The sequence below is a fragment of the Alteromonas sp. ABV2_168 genome (assembly GCF_056161165.1).
This window is the reverse complement of record NZ_JBSWYQ010000001.1, coordinates 154,852-170,330: the sequence shown is the minus strand read 5'-3', so window position 1 is coordinate 170,330 and position 15,479 is coordinate 154,852. Positions and strand designations below refer to the sequence as shown.

Here is a 15,479-nt window from a genome sequence, read left to right as displayed (position 1 = left end):
AATTACTTCGCGGTGCTGTGCAGAGACTGAATCACTGACGTAAGGTATTTAACCGCCTGAGGTTGCTGGCGCAACTTAAATAAATTCACGAAACTGGCAATGCTGCCGTTCACTCCCTGAACCGGCACATATTCTATAGACAGCCGGTTGTACATGGTAGTAAGTGCTTCCTGCTGCTGCATTTCGAGATCCAGTTCTTCCCGCTTCAGGGCGTCATAGGCTTTTTCATTAAACGGACTGGTCTGCCTTGCTGCACGGCGTTTTTCACGGTGAGCCACAAGTAAACTCTCAGTTTCAGCAATAGCCGCATGCAGCACCTGCCACTGGTTTAATGTAACAATACCGCCGTTATCCATACACCAGCATAACAGCAGCAACATATTCACGTTTATGCCGAAGTCATCCTGCAACGCAATCGCTGTGGCAGCGACATTATCACGTCCGTAAACATCTAAACTGTATTGCCAGAAGGTGTCAGTATTCAGATTCATAAGTAGCTTTTGCCGCCTCCATTGCTTCCTGGGCGTCGAGCCATGCCATTTCATGCTCTTCCATCGCCTGTTTCAACGTTGTCTGTTCATCAAGCAGTGCCATCAGCCTGACCTTGTTTTGCTCTTCGTATAACGTGGTATCGCTTAACGACGTTTCCACGTCAGAGAGTTTGGCTGACGTGGCTTCCATGGCTTTTTCATGCTTCTCAATCGCTTTTTTCAGCGGTGCGACTGACTGACGAAACTCAGCTTCACGACGTTTTTCCGCTTTGCGATCCACCTTCGGTTTATCGGTTTGCTGCTTTGCCGTTTTCTCTTCATTTTGTTGGGATAAAATCCAGCTACGGTAATCTTCCAAATCACCATTAAAAGGCTCAACCTGACCGCTGTCGACCAGATAAAAGTCTTCACAAACAGAGGTCAGCAGGAAGCGATCGTGTGATACCAGTACCATCGCACCTTCGAATCCCTGCAAGGCCATGTTCAGTGCATGACGCATTTCCAGGTCGAGGTGGTTGGTCGGCTCATCGAGTAACAATAAGTTGGGCTTCTGGTAAACGATCAGCGCCAGTACCAGTCGTGCTTTCTCACCGCCGGACATGGGTGCAACAGGTTCAAGGGCCTGGTCACCATGAAAACCGAAGCCTCCCAGGTAATCCCGTAACTGTTGTTCGGTAGCCTGCTTATCTAACCGCTGAAGATGCAAAATAGCAGAGGCTTTGGGATCCAGCGTTTCCAGCTGATGCTGGGCAAAATAGCCCACGTTAAGCCCTTTGGCCGTAGTAAACGTGCCCTGCATAGGGTCGTGCACACAAGCGAGCAGTTTGATCAGTGTCGACTTACCCTGACCATTGCGCCCCAGCAAACCGATGCGGCTGCCCGGTACCAGATTCAGTTTGACGTTGTTAAGAATAACCTTATCGCCATAACCCAGTTGTATGTCCCGCATCTGAATAAGCGGGTTCGGCAGACCGGTTGGCTCTGCAAATTCGAAATTAAAGGCGCTGGCAGCATGGGCCGGTAAAATCTGCTCCATGCGCTCGAGCTGCTTGATACGGCTTTGCGCCTGTTTAGCTTTACTGGCTTTGGCTTTGAAGCGGGTAATGAAAGACTCAAGATGAGCGATTTTATCCTGCTGTTTCTGGAATTCGATATTCTGTAAGCGGAGTCGTTCTGCGCGCTGCTTTTCGTAGGAAGAGTAATTGCCTGTGTAGGCAATAAGTTGTTGCTGTTCGACACTGACGATTTGCGCCACAGTGTTATCAATAAATGCCTTATCGTGAGAGATAAGAATCAGCGTTCCTGAATAGCGTTGCAGCCATTTTTCTAACCAGATGACTGCATCTAAATCGAGGTGGTTGGTCGGTTCGTCCAGCAACAGCAGATCAGAAGGACAAAGCAGTGCCTGCGCCAGATTGAGCCGCATGCGCCATCCACCTGAAAAATCAGTCACCGGTGCTGACAGCTGAGCGGTTGAGAAGCCCAGACCAGCCAGAATGGTAGCCGCCCGCGCCTCTACATCGTAAGCGCCTGCATGTTCCAGCTGACCATGCAGCTGTCCCATAGCTTCGCCATCCTGCTTCGCTTCGGCTTCAGCCAGTTTAGCCTGTAATCCGCGCAGTAATTTGTCACCGTCAATCACGTAATCAATCGCACAGCGATCGGTGGCCGGTGTTTCCTGTGCCACGCTGACGATACGCCAGTGTGCAGGTACCTGACAATCGCCGGCATCAACCTGTAATTCTCCGCGAAGTAAAGCGAACAAACTCGACTTACCACAGCCATTGCTGCCGATCAGAGCGGTTTTGTGTCCGGGGAATATTTGTGTACTGGCGTTTTCAAGTAGCACTTTGCTACCACGCATCAATGTAACGTCAGATAAGGTGATCATGCCTGCGCAGTTGTCCTGTTATTTAAGCGGCGTATGATAGCAAACTCCCCCGGCGATGGCTTGTATTTCACTCATTAGTCGCCATAATCCAGCAAGAAGAAATTGTTGTAACCTGCGGAGTAATCATGGCTGAACGCAAAAGAAAACGTTTTATCGCCGGCGCAACCTGTCCCAAGTGTCAGGCATTGGATTCCATCATGTTGTTTTTTGAGAACAATGTGGAAAAACTGGAATGCGTTAAGTGCGGATATTCGCAATCGCAAACCGACGACAAAGTAGAAGCAAAAACCCGATCGGATGAAAATGTGATTGGTGTATTTAAGCCACACTGATTTGTTAAAGTTACCCGCCGGAGCAGGAAAAGGGTGTGCGTTTATGCCGCACGGACCTGCCCGGGTGCCTGCCTCACATTAGTTTTTCCTGCTAAAACAAACCGTTAACCCTATAGCCCTGCAGCATTTTCCTCTTTACATTCACTGGCACGCCACTTGAATTGTTAATAAATACCTCCGGATTATTTATTTTTCATTTAAGCGCGGACTGACCATGGCCAGACATAAAACCAGAACCACATTAAAAGCACTCGCGATCCTCGCCTGGCTGCTGATAGTCGTCCGCATCAGTTTGCCCTTTGCAGCTCAGTGGTACATCAACGACGTACTGGATGAAGGAGAAGAATTTACCGGTAGTGTTGGCGATGTGGACATTATGCTGTGGCGTGGCGCTTACAGTCTGGATGATGTGGTGATTCTGAAACGGACCGGTGAGGTAGAACAACCGTTCTTTGAAGCAAAGCAGGTAGAATTCAGCCTGTTGTGGAATGCCTTGCTGGATAAAGCACTGGTAGCGCAGGTCGACCTTACCGCACCGGAACTAAACTTCGTAGATGGCAAAAGTGATGCTGAAAGTCAGTCAGGTGAAAATGAGAACTGGCTTTATCTGGCGGATCAGTTAGTGCCGCTTAAAGTTGACCGCTTTGAAATCCGTCGGGGTATTGTCCGTTTCATCAATCCGGATTCAGAGCCCGCCGTTAACATTGAGCTGCACGATATTCATGCTGTAGCAAGAAATCTGGTTAACAGCCGCTCTTTGTCAAAAGATCTCATTGCCACCATCGAAGCCAGCGGAAATACAGAGCAACAAGGGACCATTACGCTGTCGGGCTCACTGAATCCGGCTACTAAGAATCCAACCTTCGATGTCAATCTGCAGGCCAACGATGTGGCGCTGGTGAATTTTAAAAACTTCCTCGATACCTACGCACCCTTCGATTTAGAAGCCGGTACATTAGAACTGGCGCTGGAACTGGCCAGCGACGACGGAGAAATTTCAGGCTACGCCAAGCCTATTCTGCATCAGGTTGAGGTTTTTTCATGGAAAGGAGACATCGAAGAGGATGATGATGGCTTCTTTCGCGGACTTGCCGAAGCACTGTCAGCTTTTATTGCGGAATTGTTCGAAAACCAGAGTGAAGATCAGATAGCCACACGCATTCCCATTTCCGGCTCACTGAATAATGTAGACACACCGGTTCTCGCGACCATAGGTGGCATTCTAAAAAATGCATTTATTCAGGCTATCAACGGTAATCTTGAAGATAGTGTGCAATGGAGCGACGCCGAAGAGGCAAAAGAAGAGAAAGAACAGGAAGCCGCCGGTGAAGAAAACCCGCGCCCTGATCCACAGTAACCGGCAGGGGTGAATCAGTTTACCATCACCCGCTCAGCTGCTCAGGACGTCACAGCCTTCTTGCGCGGACGACCGCGCTTACCTTCCGTCAAACGACGACCGGTAACCTGTTCAATGCGCTTGATGAAACCGGGATCTCCCATAGCCAGTCCCATTTTCAGTGACTTGGCAATATCTGCATCCAGATCGTTATTCTGGTGCTGCAAGTGTTGCAAATGCAGCGCTCTTCGTTGTTCCGGTTGTTTTGCTGTCCGTTCGTAGGCACTGTGAGGCGTCACCATGGTGTTGGGTAACCCCAGTGCATTGGCACTGACACTTGACCAGGCGTATTGTTCAGGCGTACTGCACAACGCTTCATTTACCGGCTTCTGCTCTATGAAGCGGTACACTTCCAAAAGCAGCTCATCATCTAAAACCAGTGCTGATTTATAACGATCACGCCAGATTGCTCCGCTGGTGCCATACCGCTGGTGAAAGTACTGCGCATAAAGTCGTCCGGTTGCCTGCAACATTAACGAGATACCGTCACCGGCCGCGGGAGTGCACAGAAAAAGAATGCTGTCTTTACTTGCCGACCAGGCATGCATTGCCACATTATAACGCTGTGCATAACGGCCGAGATAATCGAGATAGGTCAGCCTGTCTGTGTCATCCCGAAACGGGGACACACCTTTTCGTCCTGTTCGCTGGACGAGTTGCGGAATACCTGCCGGAGACGTTCTTAACTTTCTGGCCATGAAAAGTGCTTCGTTATGTCATTTAACGGGTCGTTTTCTTAGCTTAGACAAGATTCATGCAATTATCTAAAACAATCAACAGATTATTTCACTGCCTGCACTGACAGGTGTTGCAGACAGATTAATAGTGAGGAGGCGGAGTTTCGTCTGACAGCTTAGCAATATTAGACGGTTCAAAGCCTTTGACTTTCTCCATCATAAAACGCAACTGTACCTGCATTTTTTCGATTTGATATTGTTGAGACGTCAGTGCTTCATTCAACGTATCAATTGTGTGTTCCTGGAACGCTACCTTGGTCTGCAGTTCTTCAATTTCCTGCATGGCGTGTTCCAGCGTAAGTGTGTCGCTCATTCTTCAATTGCCCATAATTCAGCTAAACCACTGCTGCTTTCAGAGAGCAGTGTGTTGTTACCCATAAACCCGACGGCATACACCACGGCAGTTGCCGGCCTCGTGCCTTCTTTCGCCGCCACTTTCCATTCACCGGTCTGCTCACCGGTTTTAACATCCCACATGTAGATACTGCGTGAGGGTGAACCGGTAAGTAAATGCTTACCATCTTCAGAGAAGACGGCATCAGTAAATATTTTCTGGCGCGCAATATACTTCAGGTTGCTGATCTGCGCACCTGTTTGTGCATCCCACACCTTAGAGCCCTGTTTACTGTCTGCAGTAAATACGTAGCGTCCGGCATCATCCAGCGCCACTTTAGAAATACGGCTGCTGTGAGTAAAGGTATGGATAATTTGTCCTGTCTGCGTACTCCATAGATACGCCACATAGTCGTTACCACCGGTAAGGGCATATTCACCGTTGGGTGAAATATCCACAGAGTTGATGCGTTCCTGGTGACCCAGAAACTCAAGTCGCCGTCCGGTTTCCGGCTCAAAGTACATGACTTTACCGCTGGAGCGGCCAACGAGGATCCCTTTTCCATTGTTGGTTACCGCCACATCGCGGATTGTCGATTCATCAATGCGCCAGAACCCTACCGGCTCACCACTTTCAATGCTCCATAACGCAAAAGCTTCGCGGTCTGATGTCACCACAAATTTATTGTCAGCGGAAATATGAATAGCCAGGACCAGATTGTTGCCCTCGCTCTGGTGCTGCCAGTGAAACAGCACATTGTCATCTAAATTGTGCCAAACGTTGATACCGTTATCGACACCGGATACCACGCTGTACTCACCGTTCGGCGATATGTCAGCGGCGTAGGCGCCGTCTTCTGCATGCCACCACTGGTTAACCGGGGTGGTATCAGGCACAGTACATCCGGTTACTGAAAAAAGTAAAAACGCCAGTAATGGCATTGTTTGGAACAATCGTCGATGAATCATGTCTTACAGGTTTCGCTTTATATGCAGCCGTGTTTACCATAGCATGGAACAGTTAGGGTCGGATGACCTTAATATCAATTTAGCAAAATGATTTTACTTTGATCGGTTTGCTAAATTGATTAGTTTATACCTTATAACACAAGCCAGTCGTCCCCGTGCGGTGCGACGAACATAATATTAGAATGGAGAAGTTTATGCGTAAGTCGCTTGTCGCCTTATCAACCGTTGCTGCTTTAGGTCTTTTTGCCTGTCAGCCAAATACAAATGAGCAGTCTAAAGAAGCTGCGGCAAAAGAAGCACCTGCACAGGGTACAGCCGCTGCGGACATGACAGACGAACAGAAGCACGCCTACGCAATGGGTGCAAGCATGGGCGTATTCATCACGACCCGCGCAAAGCAGCAGGAACAGGTTGGTTTACCGCTGGATATTGAAACGCTGAAACAGGGTTTCACTGACGCTCTGGGCGAAAACATGAAGTTCAGCCGTGCTGAAATTCAGCAATTTGCTCAGGCCGGTGAAGAAGCCATGCGTGCAAAGCAGCAGGAAATGGCAGCAAAAGCAGCAGAAGAGAATATTCAGCTGGGCGCTGATTACCTGGCAGAAAACGCTAAGAAAGAAGGCGTGACTGTGACTGATTCAGGTCTTCAGTACGAAGTGATTGAAGAAGGCACCGGTAAGAGCCCTGAAGCCACTGACACAGTTAAAGTTCACTACCACGGTACGTTGATTGACGGTACTGTGTTCGATTCTTCATACGAGCGTAATGAGCCGGTTACTTTCCCGCTTAACCGCGTTATTCCCGGCTGGACCGAAGGTGTTCAGTTAATGAAAGAAGGGTCAAAATTCCGTTTCGTTATTCCAGCGGAACTGGCTTACGGCGAACGTTCTACCGGTCTGATCACGCCTAACTCAACGCTTATCTTCGATGTTGAGTTGATTGAAGTAGTGGACACTGAAGAAGGCGAAACAGAGTAATTTGTTTCTCTCTCCGGCCGCGCCGGAAACAGAATTGAAAACGGCCCTTAACGGGCCGTTTTGTTATTCACTGTAAAACGGATAATCGATATATCCCTTCTCTTCACCTGCGTAGAATGTATCCGGATCCGGCTCGTTCAACGCAACGCCTTTTTCAAGACGCAATGCCAAATCGGGGTTAGCGATGTAAGGCCGGCCAAAAGCAACGGCATCTGCGTAACCTGATTCCACAGCCTGTTTGGCTGACAGGTAATCATAGTCCCCGTTAGCGATATAAAATCCCTGCCAGAGTTCGCGCAAGGTGACGAGCGTCGCCAGATCTTCGTTACTGGCGGGCATACCCGGGAAGCGCTCAACCATATGCAAGTAAGCCAGATTCAACGGGTTTAAGAAGTTTATCACCTCTCTGAACGTCGCCAGCGGATCGCTGTCAGCGATATCATTCTGATTACCAACCGGCGACAGCCGGATACCCACCTGCGACGCATCCCAGACTTTGAGTACCGCACGGGTGACTTCTTTTAGAAAGCGCAGTCTGTTTTCGATACTGCCGCCATATTCGTCGTCCCGCAAATTCGTCTTATCACGGATGAACTGATCAATCAGATAGCCGTTGGCAGCATGTATTTCCACACCGTCGAAACCGGCCTCACGGGCATTCTCAGCAGCTTTCTGATAATCCGCAATGGTTGACTGAATGTCGCTGACAGTCATCGCCTCCGGTTCAGACGCCGGACGCTTTTCGCCATCAAAAAACACATCAACATCCGGTTTCACCGCTGACGGCGCCAGCGGCTTCTGATTATCAGGCTGAAAGTGGCTGTGGCTGATACGGCCTACATGCCACAGCTGAAGAAACACTTTTCCTCCCTCAGCATGCACAGCTTCTGTGATTTCCCGCCATTTCGATACCTGGTCAGCGCTGTAAATGCCGGGAGTCCGGATATATCCCTTACCCTGCGGATTGATTTGGGTGGCTTCGCAAATGATGAGTCCTGCCGTTGCACGCTGCAGATAATAAGTCAGGGCTATATCTGCAGGCACATCGGTGGTATCGTCAGCGCGACTACGGGTGAGCGGCGCCATAAAGATGCGGTTATTCACATCCACATTGCCCATACGGGCAGATTCAAATAGTGATTTCATATTAGCTTCCCTGAAATTAACTGTGATGGATAGCAGGTAATTTCCCTACGCACCTGATCATCGGGAAGTTTAGTTACAAACATTAAATCTGCCGGCGGCCAGAACGAAACAACCCCCTCACGAAGGAGGGGGTTGTTGTATCAAAAGTTATATCTGTCAGCCCTGTATCAGCTGTTACCTGACAATAAATGTCTGCGACGCTCCGGTCTCTTCCTTAACGTAGCGCAGTGGCGGATCATCATATGACCAACTTTATAAGCGGCGATACCACCCACCAGCAACGCTGCGGTTTTCACACTGTTAATGTGGACTAAAATATCTATCATCCCGATGGAGAACAGAATAACGCCGGTGAGAAACAGCAGAAAGCCGGCAATAGTAATACCGTTTGACGTGAAGGACTGACCACCACGTTTTACTTCTGTCTGAGTTTGCCCATGCTGCATAATGTTATTCACTCGATTTATTCCATGTTAATAATGGATATTACTACGACATTTTATTTACAAATTTGTTCAATATTCATGCAAACAATCTGCATAAGCTTGTAAAAGTTATGCACAATTACCACATTGCAAACTAGTTATCGACGTAATTTTAGTTTTGATTAGCTGAAAAAACAAAAACATAGCGAAAAAGGCAAATGCGAACACCGCTTATTACCCGGAATGGGTACCGAAAATTACAGGCAGAGCTGGATCATCTCTGGCGTGAAGAAAGACCGGAGACAACACGCAAAGTCACCTGGGCAGCGAGTCTCGGGGATCGTAGTGAGAATGCTGACTATCAGTACAATAAAAAACGTCTGCGGGAAATCGACCGCAGGGTCCGCTACTTGCGTAAGTGTCTGGAAAATCTCAAAATTGTGGATTACTCGCCGCAACAGGAAGGCAAAGTGTTTTTTGGTGCCTGGGTCGAAATTGAAAATGAAGACGGCAAAACCATGACCCTCCGCCTTGTCGGCTATGATGAAATTTTCGGCCGCAAGGACTATATCTCGGTGGATGCGCCGATGGCCCGCGCACTCATCGGAAAAACCACCGAAGATGAAATTTTTGTCAAAACCGAAGCAGGCAACTTTGAATGGTGGATAAATAAAATTTGGTACGACAAGACGGATAAGATATAGCAAACCCGCTAAATGAGACATGAAATGAAGTTTGCTGAGACAAAAGCCCTTCTGACATAAGCCATCGGTGATATACTTACGCCTCTTTTTTGCACCCTATTTAGGTAACAGCTGGCAGCGACTCGGGGCAGAGTGCTCATCTCCCTTTATTAATCCAGCAGGACACAAATTAAAACGCCACAGAGCTTATTTATGATTATCAACAAAATTGCCGAAGAACTTGCCGTTAATGCCAATCAGGTGCAGGCGGCTGTTTCATTACTCGATGAGGGTGCTACGGTTCCTTTTATCGCCCGTTACCGGAAAGAGGCAACGCAAGGACTGGACGATACTCAGCTTCGTAACCTCGAACAGCGACTGACATACCTGCGTGAATTAGAAGATCGCCGCAGCGTGATTTTAAAGTCCATCGAAGAACAGGGTAAGCTTACTGATGCGCTGAGAAAAGACATCACCACAGCGGACAGCAAAACGACGCTGGAAGATTTATACCTGCCCTACAAGCCACGTCGCCGCACTAAAGGTCAGATCGCTATTGAAGCAGGGCTTGAACCTTTAGCTGATAAACTGTTTAACGACCCGTCGCTGACACCGGAAGCCGAAGCAGAAGCGTTTGTTTCTGCTGACAAAGGCGTAGCTGATACCAAAGCCGCACTGGAAGGTGCCCGCTTTATCCTGATGGAACGGTTTGCCGAAGACGCTTCTCTGCTGGCGAAAGTACGCCGCTATCTGAATGACAATGCCTTCGTAACCAGTACAGTGGCTCCCGGTAAAGAGCAGGAAGCCATTAAGTACAAAGACTATTTCGACCATCAGGAAAAACTGAAAAGTGTGCCGTCTCACCGTGCTCTTGCCATGTTCCGTGGCCGCAATGAGGGCATGCTGCATATTCAACTGAACGCAGACCCGCAAAATGAAGATGCCACGGCACCGTCACACTGCGAATTCATCATTGCCGATCATTACAATATCAGTGATAAAGGCCGTGCTGCTGATGCGTTTTTAAAGCAGGTTGTACAGTGGACCTGGAAAATCAAAATTGCTCTGCACATGGAAACCGAACTGTTTTCGGGCTTACGTGAACAGGCTGAAGAAGAAGCCATCAGCGTATTCGCTAAAAACCTTAATGATCTGCTGATGGCGGCGCCGGCCGGCGCGAAAACCACCATGGGTCTGGATCCGGGCTTACGTACCGGGGTCAAAGTCGCGGTCGTCGATAGAACCGGTAAGGTGGTAGCCACAAATACGATTTTCCCCCACGCGCCGCAAAACGCCTGGGATAAGTCTATGCGCACACTGATTAATGTGTGCAAACAGCATAAAGTAGAGCTCATCAGTATCGGTAACGGTACCGGCTCCCGCGAAACGGATAAACTGGTTGCTGAAATGCTGAAAGCAGCGCCGGAGCTGGGTGCTCAGAAAATCATGGTCAGTGAAGCCGGAGCATCGGTGTACTCGGCGTCGGAACTGGCATCGAAAGAACTGCCGGATATGGACGTATCGCTGCGTGGCGCTGTATCAATTGCCCGTCGTCTGCAGGATCCTCTCGCCGAACTGGTAAAAATTGAGCCGAAGGCTATTGGTGTTGGCCAGTATCAGCACGACGTAAGCCAGAGTCAGTTAGGCAAATCACTGGATCGCGTTATCGAGGACTGTGTAAACGCCGTAGGCGTCGACCTGAACACCGCGTCTCCTGCACTGCTGTCTTATGTATCGGGCCTGAACAAAACACTGGCACAAAATATCGTTGCATTTCGCGATAACAACGGCGCTTTTGGCGACCGTAAATCCTTATTAAAGGTTGAACGGTTAGGTCCTAAAGCCTTTGAACAGGCAGCCGGCTTCCTGCGTATCACCGCAGGCACAAACCCGCTGGATGCCTCCGCCGTTCACCCGGAAGCCTATCCAGTTATAGACAGCATTGTTGACCGTACGCAGGTCGCCGTAAACGACCTGATTGGTAACACCGATCTGCTGCGTAAGCTGGCACCGGAGGACTTCACCAGTGAAGCATTCGGTTTGCCAACCGTAAAAGATATCCTGAAAGAGCTGGACAAACCCGGCCGTGACCCCCGTCCTGAATTTAAAACAGCGACCTTCAAAGAAGGCGTTGAAACCATCAGCGATCTGAAGCCGGGCATGATTCTGGAAGGTGTTGTCAGTAACGTGGCAAACTTCGGTGCTTTCGTTGACGTGGGTGTGCATCAGGATGGCCTGGTTCACATCTCGGCACTGACCAACAAGTTCATCTCGGATCCCCGTGAAATAGTAAAAGCCGGTGATATCGTAAAAGTGAAAGTGCTGGAAGTAGACGTACAGCGTAAGCGTATTTCCTTTACTATGCGCCTTGACGATACCCCTGCGCCGGCCGCTGAAAAGCGCCAGAGCGGCGCCGGGAAACCTGCCGGGAAGCAAGGTAAAGGACGTCAACCCGGTCGTAATAGCGGTGGTAATAACCGACAGGCGCAAGCGCCGGCAAATGCTGCCATGGGCAATGCATTCGCAGATGCATTTGCTAAAGCTAAACAGAAGTAATTGCGGACAGAACCTTCAGAAAGCCGGCATGATGCCGGCTTTCTTGCTTTTACCCGCCGCTCTGAGTAAATTTAATAAAACATTCTGGACAGGCTATATGTCACTGTGATCACCATTAAATTTATCTGGCGCCCGCTGGCTGTTGCGCTCTGGTTTATCAGCCTGACTGTATCTGCCACCAACCTGACTTCAGAACTGGAAAGCTTTGAACAAAGACTCCGGCAGGAAACCCCTATGCCGGTCGGTGAAGTGCTCGACACACTGGAATCCCGGTTACTGAGCGACGACTATACACAGACAGAAAAAGCCCGCATCGGGGCGCTTTACGTCGTTTACATGCTAAAGATTCATCATTCTGCGTCTGATAACGTACTCGCGGTGCTGGAATCTGTCTCGCAGGACAAAGAATCCGGCCCGGTTATCCGCGCGGGCCTGGCCAGAATGTATGGCATCAATGCTGAATACAGTAAGAGCTATTACCTGTTCGAAGGACTCCTGAAGCAAGCTTCCCTTGCACCTGATGTCCGTGCACTCGCCATCGCCTACCTGATTGTGACCTACAGCGAAAACCAGGTATTTGCCTCTAACGCCAGGCTCATTAATACACTCAGCGAGCTTATATTCAGTAATCAGCTGGAACAATTACTCCCCCTGCACAATTACATGGTTGCTGATTACTATCATTCCATTAATTCACTGGATATAGCGCTGGAGTATTATGAGAAGTCACTCAACGGGGCGCTCAGTCAGCAAGACTGGCTGCTGGTCAGCGACAACCTGTACGACATTGGGATATTGCACCGTAACCGGGGCAATTATGATGCCGCCATCAGCTACTTCAGAAAAGCGGAGGCCAACGATAAGAACATCGATATCAACTACTCTGAATACCTTGCTCTGTACGGTATGGCAACGACCTACTTCAATTCAGGACAGTACGATCTCGCACTACCTCTTTCGGAAGCCGTTACCTCTCATCCGCTGACATCTGCATTTTACGATACCGAAATTTATAAATGGCGGGCAAAAGCGTTTCTGGATATGAAGCAATATGCAGAGGCAGAAGAGGCTCTGGATATTTCCCGTAAAATGTACGACGAAGACAGAACTGCTGAGCAGACGACCTGGCGTGCAGAGCTGGAACAGATTGCTGCTCATATAACAGCGGCCAGAGGAGATTACAAAACCGCATTTGCTCAGTACGAACAATTTCATGAAGACTATCTGGATGCAAAGAAGTACGAAGACCTGGAATTAATTGAGAGTGCGAATCTGGTACATCAGATAGAGCAGGAAAGAGAGAAAGCCAGTGAACTGGAGAAAGAAAATGAGTCTATATCGGCACTTCTCACGGCCATAGAATCGGCCAGAGCAACCCAGCAACGTTACAATCAGTGGTTAGTTGTGGTTATCGTTCTGGGTATTGTCACACTGCTCATCATTCTCTATCTGCTTCGCAAATCACGCCACACTAACCAGTTATACGCAGATGCAAAAGCCAAAGCTGAACTTCAGGACAAGCTAAAAACCGATTTCCTGTCGAATATCAGTCACGAAATCCGTACTCCGTTAAACGCTATTATCGGTTTTGGACAGGTGCTGACCGAAAAACTGGATAATCCGAAACATAAACGCCTTACGAATCAGATCGTTAACTCTTCAGAAATGCTGCTGCAATTGATTAATGACCTGCTCGACTTCTCTAAAATTGAAGCCGGCAAGCTGGAGCTTGATGCCGAACAGTACAACATTCGCCATAGTCTGAAAAAACTGGCGGATATCTTCCACGGTCAGGCTCAGAATAAAGGGCTAAAGCTGGTTTTCTCTATCGATCCTGAATTGCCTCCGGTACTGATATTCGACGAATTGAGATTCAAGCAGATCCTGGCGAATCTGATCAGTAACGCCATTAAATTTTCATCTGAAGGCAAAATTGAAATCAGGCTGAAACTACTGCGTATTGATGAGGAAAGCTGCACATTTGAGGCCGGCGTGAAAGATACCGGCATCGGTATCAGTGAAGCACAGAAAGAAACCCTGTTTGAACCCTTTATTCAGGCTGAAAGCTCAACCGCCCGCAAATATGGCGGCTCAGGTCTGGGACTGCATATCTGTAATCAGCTGTTGTCGCTGATGGACTCTAAGCTTGAACTGGAAAGTGAAACAGGCAAAGGCTCTGACTTCTTTTTCACCGTCACCATGCCTTACGCAACACAGATAAAGCCCGTTAAACCAGTAACAAAAACGTCAGACAATACTTTTTCGGGGCAGCGGTTACTGCTGGTAGAAGACAACGATATTAACGTGGAAGTGATTCTGGCTATGCTTTCAACCACCAGCCTTCAAATCACCCGCGCTGCTAACGGCCGTGAGGCTGTGCTACAGATGGTAGACAACACCTTTGATATTGTACTGATGGATATTCAGATGCCGGAAATGGATGGCTATGAGGCAACCCGTCATATCAGACAGGAAATGGGTATTACCACACCGGTTATTGCCCTGACGGCAAACGCCATGAGTCAGGACATTGACGCCTGCTGTGCAGCGGGTATGAATGACCACATCAGTAAGCCGGTGCAGAAAGACACCTTACTGGACACAATAATGAAGTATCTGAGCAACGACTAAATGCCGGTTAAAAATAAATACCGCTAAAACGCATCAGGCGCTGGCGGAGAAACCACCTGCTTTCGGAGTCACAGTGGCCTGATAGAATTGCTGAATTACGCCAATACGTGACTGTATGGCCGGAGACTGGTAAGCATCGCCGCCAATTTCCAGCGAACGGTCAGCAACAGCATCGACAGAAAATGCTTCTGCACTATCCCCGCTTTCAGTTTCTGTTGAGCCCGGGTTACCACCGGATGACAATTCCTGACGGGCTTCATTTGCTTTGCGGGATGCCTCTGCGGCCACTTTTAAATCTTGCGAAGATGGCTCAGCCGGTGCTAAAGCGGCAGCGCGCACTTGCTCCATTTTCTGAACGGTCTGCTCAGGCGTTTCAGCATCGGACACATCAATGCTGACTTCCCCGTCAGTTACGTATCGCTGACCATCCGGGCCTGTTTCATACTGATATTGAGGAGAACCTGCATACTGGCCACCACGGGCTGCATGAGCCTGCTCGTGCTGACGCACTTCCTGGTCACGGGATTTTAGCTCTTCAACTTCCTGCTGCTGAGCCTGCTGTTGCTGCTTCTCTTCCGCCGATTCTTTACCTGCGCTTTCCTGATTAGCGTTATCGGTAGCAGCTTCAGGGTTGTCTGCATTTTCATTCTGCTGCAGTGCATCAGCACGGGCATCAACCTGAATTTGCGGACGTTCATAGGTTACGGGAGCAGGTTTCTGACCGGGCAGTCTTGCACGGTCTGATTCAGAACCTAACCCTTGCTCAGACGCGCTCTGATCTGCGTCCTTAGAAGGAGGTATGGTGTCTTTCAGTAAATTGTCACGGCGTGCAGACTCGGTGTTCACATTTGCGGTGGTGAACACTAACGAAGTCGGAACGGGCGTGACAATATTCATGATATTGAAGCTGTG

General features: G+C 49.0%; 14 protein-coding genes. 6 read left to right on the top strand and 8 right to left on the bottom strand.

Annotated elements, in window-relative coordinates:
• Positions 1-2: 2 nt before the first annotated feature.
• Both ACXAH4_RS00825 and ACXAH4_RS00820 read right to left on the bottom strand, forming a co-directional pair.
• Positions 3-491 carry a TIGR02444 family protein gene (locus ACXAH4_RS00825; RefSeq protein ID WP_474848618.1) on the bottom strand — a complete coding sequence of 163 codons (489 nt, stop codon included), beginning with the start codon at positions 489-491 and terminating at the stop codon, positions 3-5.
• Complete coding sequence (locus tag ACXAH4_RS00820; RefSeq protein WP_474880320.1) at positions 475-2,382, bottom strand: ATP-binding cassette domain-containing protein; 1,908 nt, start codon at positions 2,380-2,382, stop codon at positions 475-477. Before ACXAH4_RS00820 ends, ACXAH4_RS00825 begins: the two co-directional genes overlap by 17 nt.
• Positions 2,383-2,507: 125 nt before the next feature.
• Here ACXAH4_RS00820 and ACXAH4_RS00815 point away from each other — a divergent pair, with 125 nt between their 5' ends.
• The gene (locus tag ACXAH4_RS00815) at positions 2,508-2,714 is read left to right on the top strand and encodes a YheV family putative zinc ribbon protein (RefSeq protein ID WP_119503119.1); all 207 of its coding nucleotides are present in this window, start codon (positions 2,508-2,510) and stop codon (positions 2,712-2,714) included.
• A gap of 214 nt (positions 2,715-2,928) precedes the next feature.
• A complete protein-coding gene (locus ACXAH4_RS00810) occupies positions 2,929-4,071 on the top strand; it encodes a DUF748 domain-containing protein (protein ID WP_474880317.1) in 1,143 nt (380 codons plus the stop codon).
• 41 nt (positions 4,072-4,112) lie between these two features.
• Here ACXAH4_RS00810 and ACXAH4_RS00805 read toward each other — a convergent pair whose 3' ends face one another.
• The 3 genes from ACXAH4_RS00805 to ACXAH4_RS00795 all read right to left on the bottom strand — a co-directional run bounded on the left by ACXAH4_RS00805 (position 4,113) and on the right by ACXAH4_RS00795 (position 6,122).
• The gene (locus ACXAH4_RS00805) at positions 4,113-4,808 is read right to left on the bottom strand and encodes a transposase (protein ID WP_474880316.1); all 696 of its coding nucleotides are present in this window, start codon (positions 4,806-4,808) and stop codon (positions 4,113-4,115) included.
• A gap of 121 nt (positions 4,809-4,929) precedes the next feature.
• Positions 4,930-5,160 carry a SlyX family protein gene (locus tag ACXAH4_RS00800; RefSeq protein WP_303572434.1) on the bottom strand — a complete coding sequence of 77 codons (231 nt, stop codon included), beginning with the start codon at positions 5,158-5,160 and terminating at the stop codon, positions 4,930-4,932.
• Positions 5,157-6,122, bottom strand: a complete 966-nt coding sequence (locus tag ACXAH4_RS00795; RefSeq protein ID WP_474842400.1) for a WD40 repeat domain-containing protein — start codon at positions 6,120-6,122, stop codon at positions 5,157-5,159. Before ACXAH4_RS00795 ends, ACXAH4_RS00800 begins: the two co-directional genes overlap by 4 nt.
• A 221-nt stretch (positions 6,123-6,343) precedes the next feature.
• Here ACXAH4_RS00795 and fkpA point away from each other — a divergent pair, with 221 nt between their 5' ends.
• Positions 6,344-7,126, top strand: a complete 783-nt coding sequence (gene fkpA, locus ACXAH4_RS00790) for an FKBP-type peptidyl-prolyl cis-trans isomerase (RefSeq protein ID WP_303572435.1) — start codon at positions 6,344-6,346, stop codon at positions 7,124-7,126.
• A 63-nt stretch (positions 7,127-7,189) separates the two neighbouring features.
• Here the strand turns inward: fkpA and ACXAH4_RS00785 are convergent, their stop codons facing one another.
• A complete protein-coding gene (locus ACXAH4_RS00785; RefSeq protein ID WP_474880314.1) occupies positions 7,190-8,272 on the bottom strand; it encodes an alkene reductase in 1,083 nt (360 codons plus the stop codon).
• A gap of 167 nt (positions 8,273-8,439) precedes the next feature.
• Positions 8,440-8,730: a hypothetical protein gene (locus tag ACXAH4_RS00780; protein ID WP_474880313.1), complete on the bottom strand. Its 291-nt coding sequence runs from the start codon at positions 8,728-8,730 to the stop codon at positions 8,440-8,442.
• Between the two features lie 185 nt (positions 8,731-8,915).
• Here ACXAH4_RS00780 and greB point away from each other — a divergent pair, with 185 nt between their 5' ends.
• The 3 genes from greB to ACXAH4_RS00765 all read left to right on the top strand — a co-directional run bounded on the left by greB (position 8,916) and on the right by ACXAH4_RS00765 (position 14,567).
• Positions 8,916-9,401, top strand: a complete 486-nt coding sequence (gene greB / locus ACXAH4_RS00775; protein ID WP_474880311.1) for a transcription elongation factor GreB — start codon at positions 8,916-8,918, stop codon at positions 9,399-9,401.
• A gap of 192 nt (positions 9,402-9,593) precedes the next feature.
• Positions 9,594-11,936: a Tex family protein gene (locus ACXAH4_RS00770; RefSeq protein WP_474880309.1), complete on the top strand. Its 2,343-nt coding sequence runs from the start codon at positions 9,594-9,596 to the stop codon at positions 11,934-11,936.
• 105 nt (positions 11,937-12,041) lie between these two features.
• Complete coding sequence (locus tag ACXAH4_RS00765) at positions 12,042-14,567, top strand: hybrid sensor histidine kinase/response regulator (RefSeq protein ID WP_474880307.1); 2,526 nt, start codon at positions 12,042-12,044, stop codon at positions 14,565-14,567.
• A gap of 33 nt (positions 14,568-14,600) precedes the next feature.
• On the opposite strand, the gene ACXAH4_RS00760 is transcribed toward ACXAH4_RS00765, so the two are convergent.
• Complete coding sequence (locus ACXAH4_RS00760; RefSeq protein WP_474880305.1) at positions 14,601-15,464, bottom strand: putative metalloprotease CJM1_0395 family protein; 864 nt, start codon at positions 15,462-15,464, stop codon at positions 14,601-14,603.
• Positions 15,465-15,479: the final 15 nt, after the last annotated feature.

What these genes read in the sequence shown, in the direction of transcription:
- ACXAH4_RS00810 (WP_474880317.1), top strand. Translation starts at nt 2,929, where the DNA reads ATGGCCAGACATAAAACCAGAACCACATTAAAAGCACTCGCGATCCTC.
- ACXAH4_RS00795 (WP_474842400.1), bottom strand. Translation starts at nt 6,122, where the DNA reads ATGCCATTACTGGCGTTTTTACTTTTTTCAGTAACCGGATGTACTGTG.
- ACXAH4_RS00760 (WP_474880305.1), bottom strand. Translation starts at nt 15,464, where the DNA reads ATGAATATTGTCACGCCCGTTCCGACTTCGTTAGTGTTCACCACCGCA.
- ACXAH4_RS00815 (WP_119503119.1), top strand. Translation starts at nt 2,508, where the DNA reads ATGGCTGAACGCAAAAGAAAACGTTTTATCGCCGGCGCAACCTGTCCC.
- ACXAH4_RS00825 (WP_474848618.1), bottom strand. Translation starts at nt 491, where the DNA reads ATGAATCTGAATACTGACACCTTCTGGCAATACAGTTTAGATGTTTAC.
- fkpA (WP_303572435.1), top strand. Translation starts at nt 6,344, where the DNA reads ATGCGTAAGTCGCTTGTCGCCTTATCAACCGTTGCTGCTTTAGGTCTT.
- ACXAH4_RS00770 (WP_474880309.1), top strand. Translation starts at nt 9,594, where the DNA reads ATGATTATCAACAAAATTGCCGAAGAACTTGCCGTTAATGCCAATCAG.
- ACXAH4_RS00805 (WP_474880316.1), bottom strand. Translation starts at nt 4,808, where the DNA reads ATGGCCAGAAAGTTAAGAACGTCTCCGGCAGGTATTCCGCAACTCGTC.
- ACXAH4_RS00820 (WP_474880320.1), bottom strand. Translation starts at nt 2,382, where the DNA reads ATGATCACCTTATCTGACGTTACATTGATGCGTGGTAGCAAAGTGCTA.
- greB (WP_474880311.1), top strand. Translation starts at nt 8,916, where the DNA reads ATGCGAACACCGCTTATTACCCGGAATGGGTACCGAAAATTACAGGCA.
- ACXAH4_RS00785 (WP_474880314.1), bottom strand. Translation starts at nt 8,272, where the DNA reads ATGAAATCACTATTTGAATCTGCCCGTATGGGCAATGTGGATGTGAAT.
- ACXAH4_RS00800 (WP_303572434.1), bottom strand. Translation starts at nt 5,160, where the DNA reads ATGAGCGACACACTTACGCTGGAACACGCCATGCAGGAAATTGAAGAA.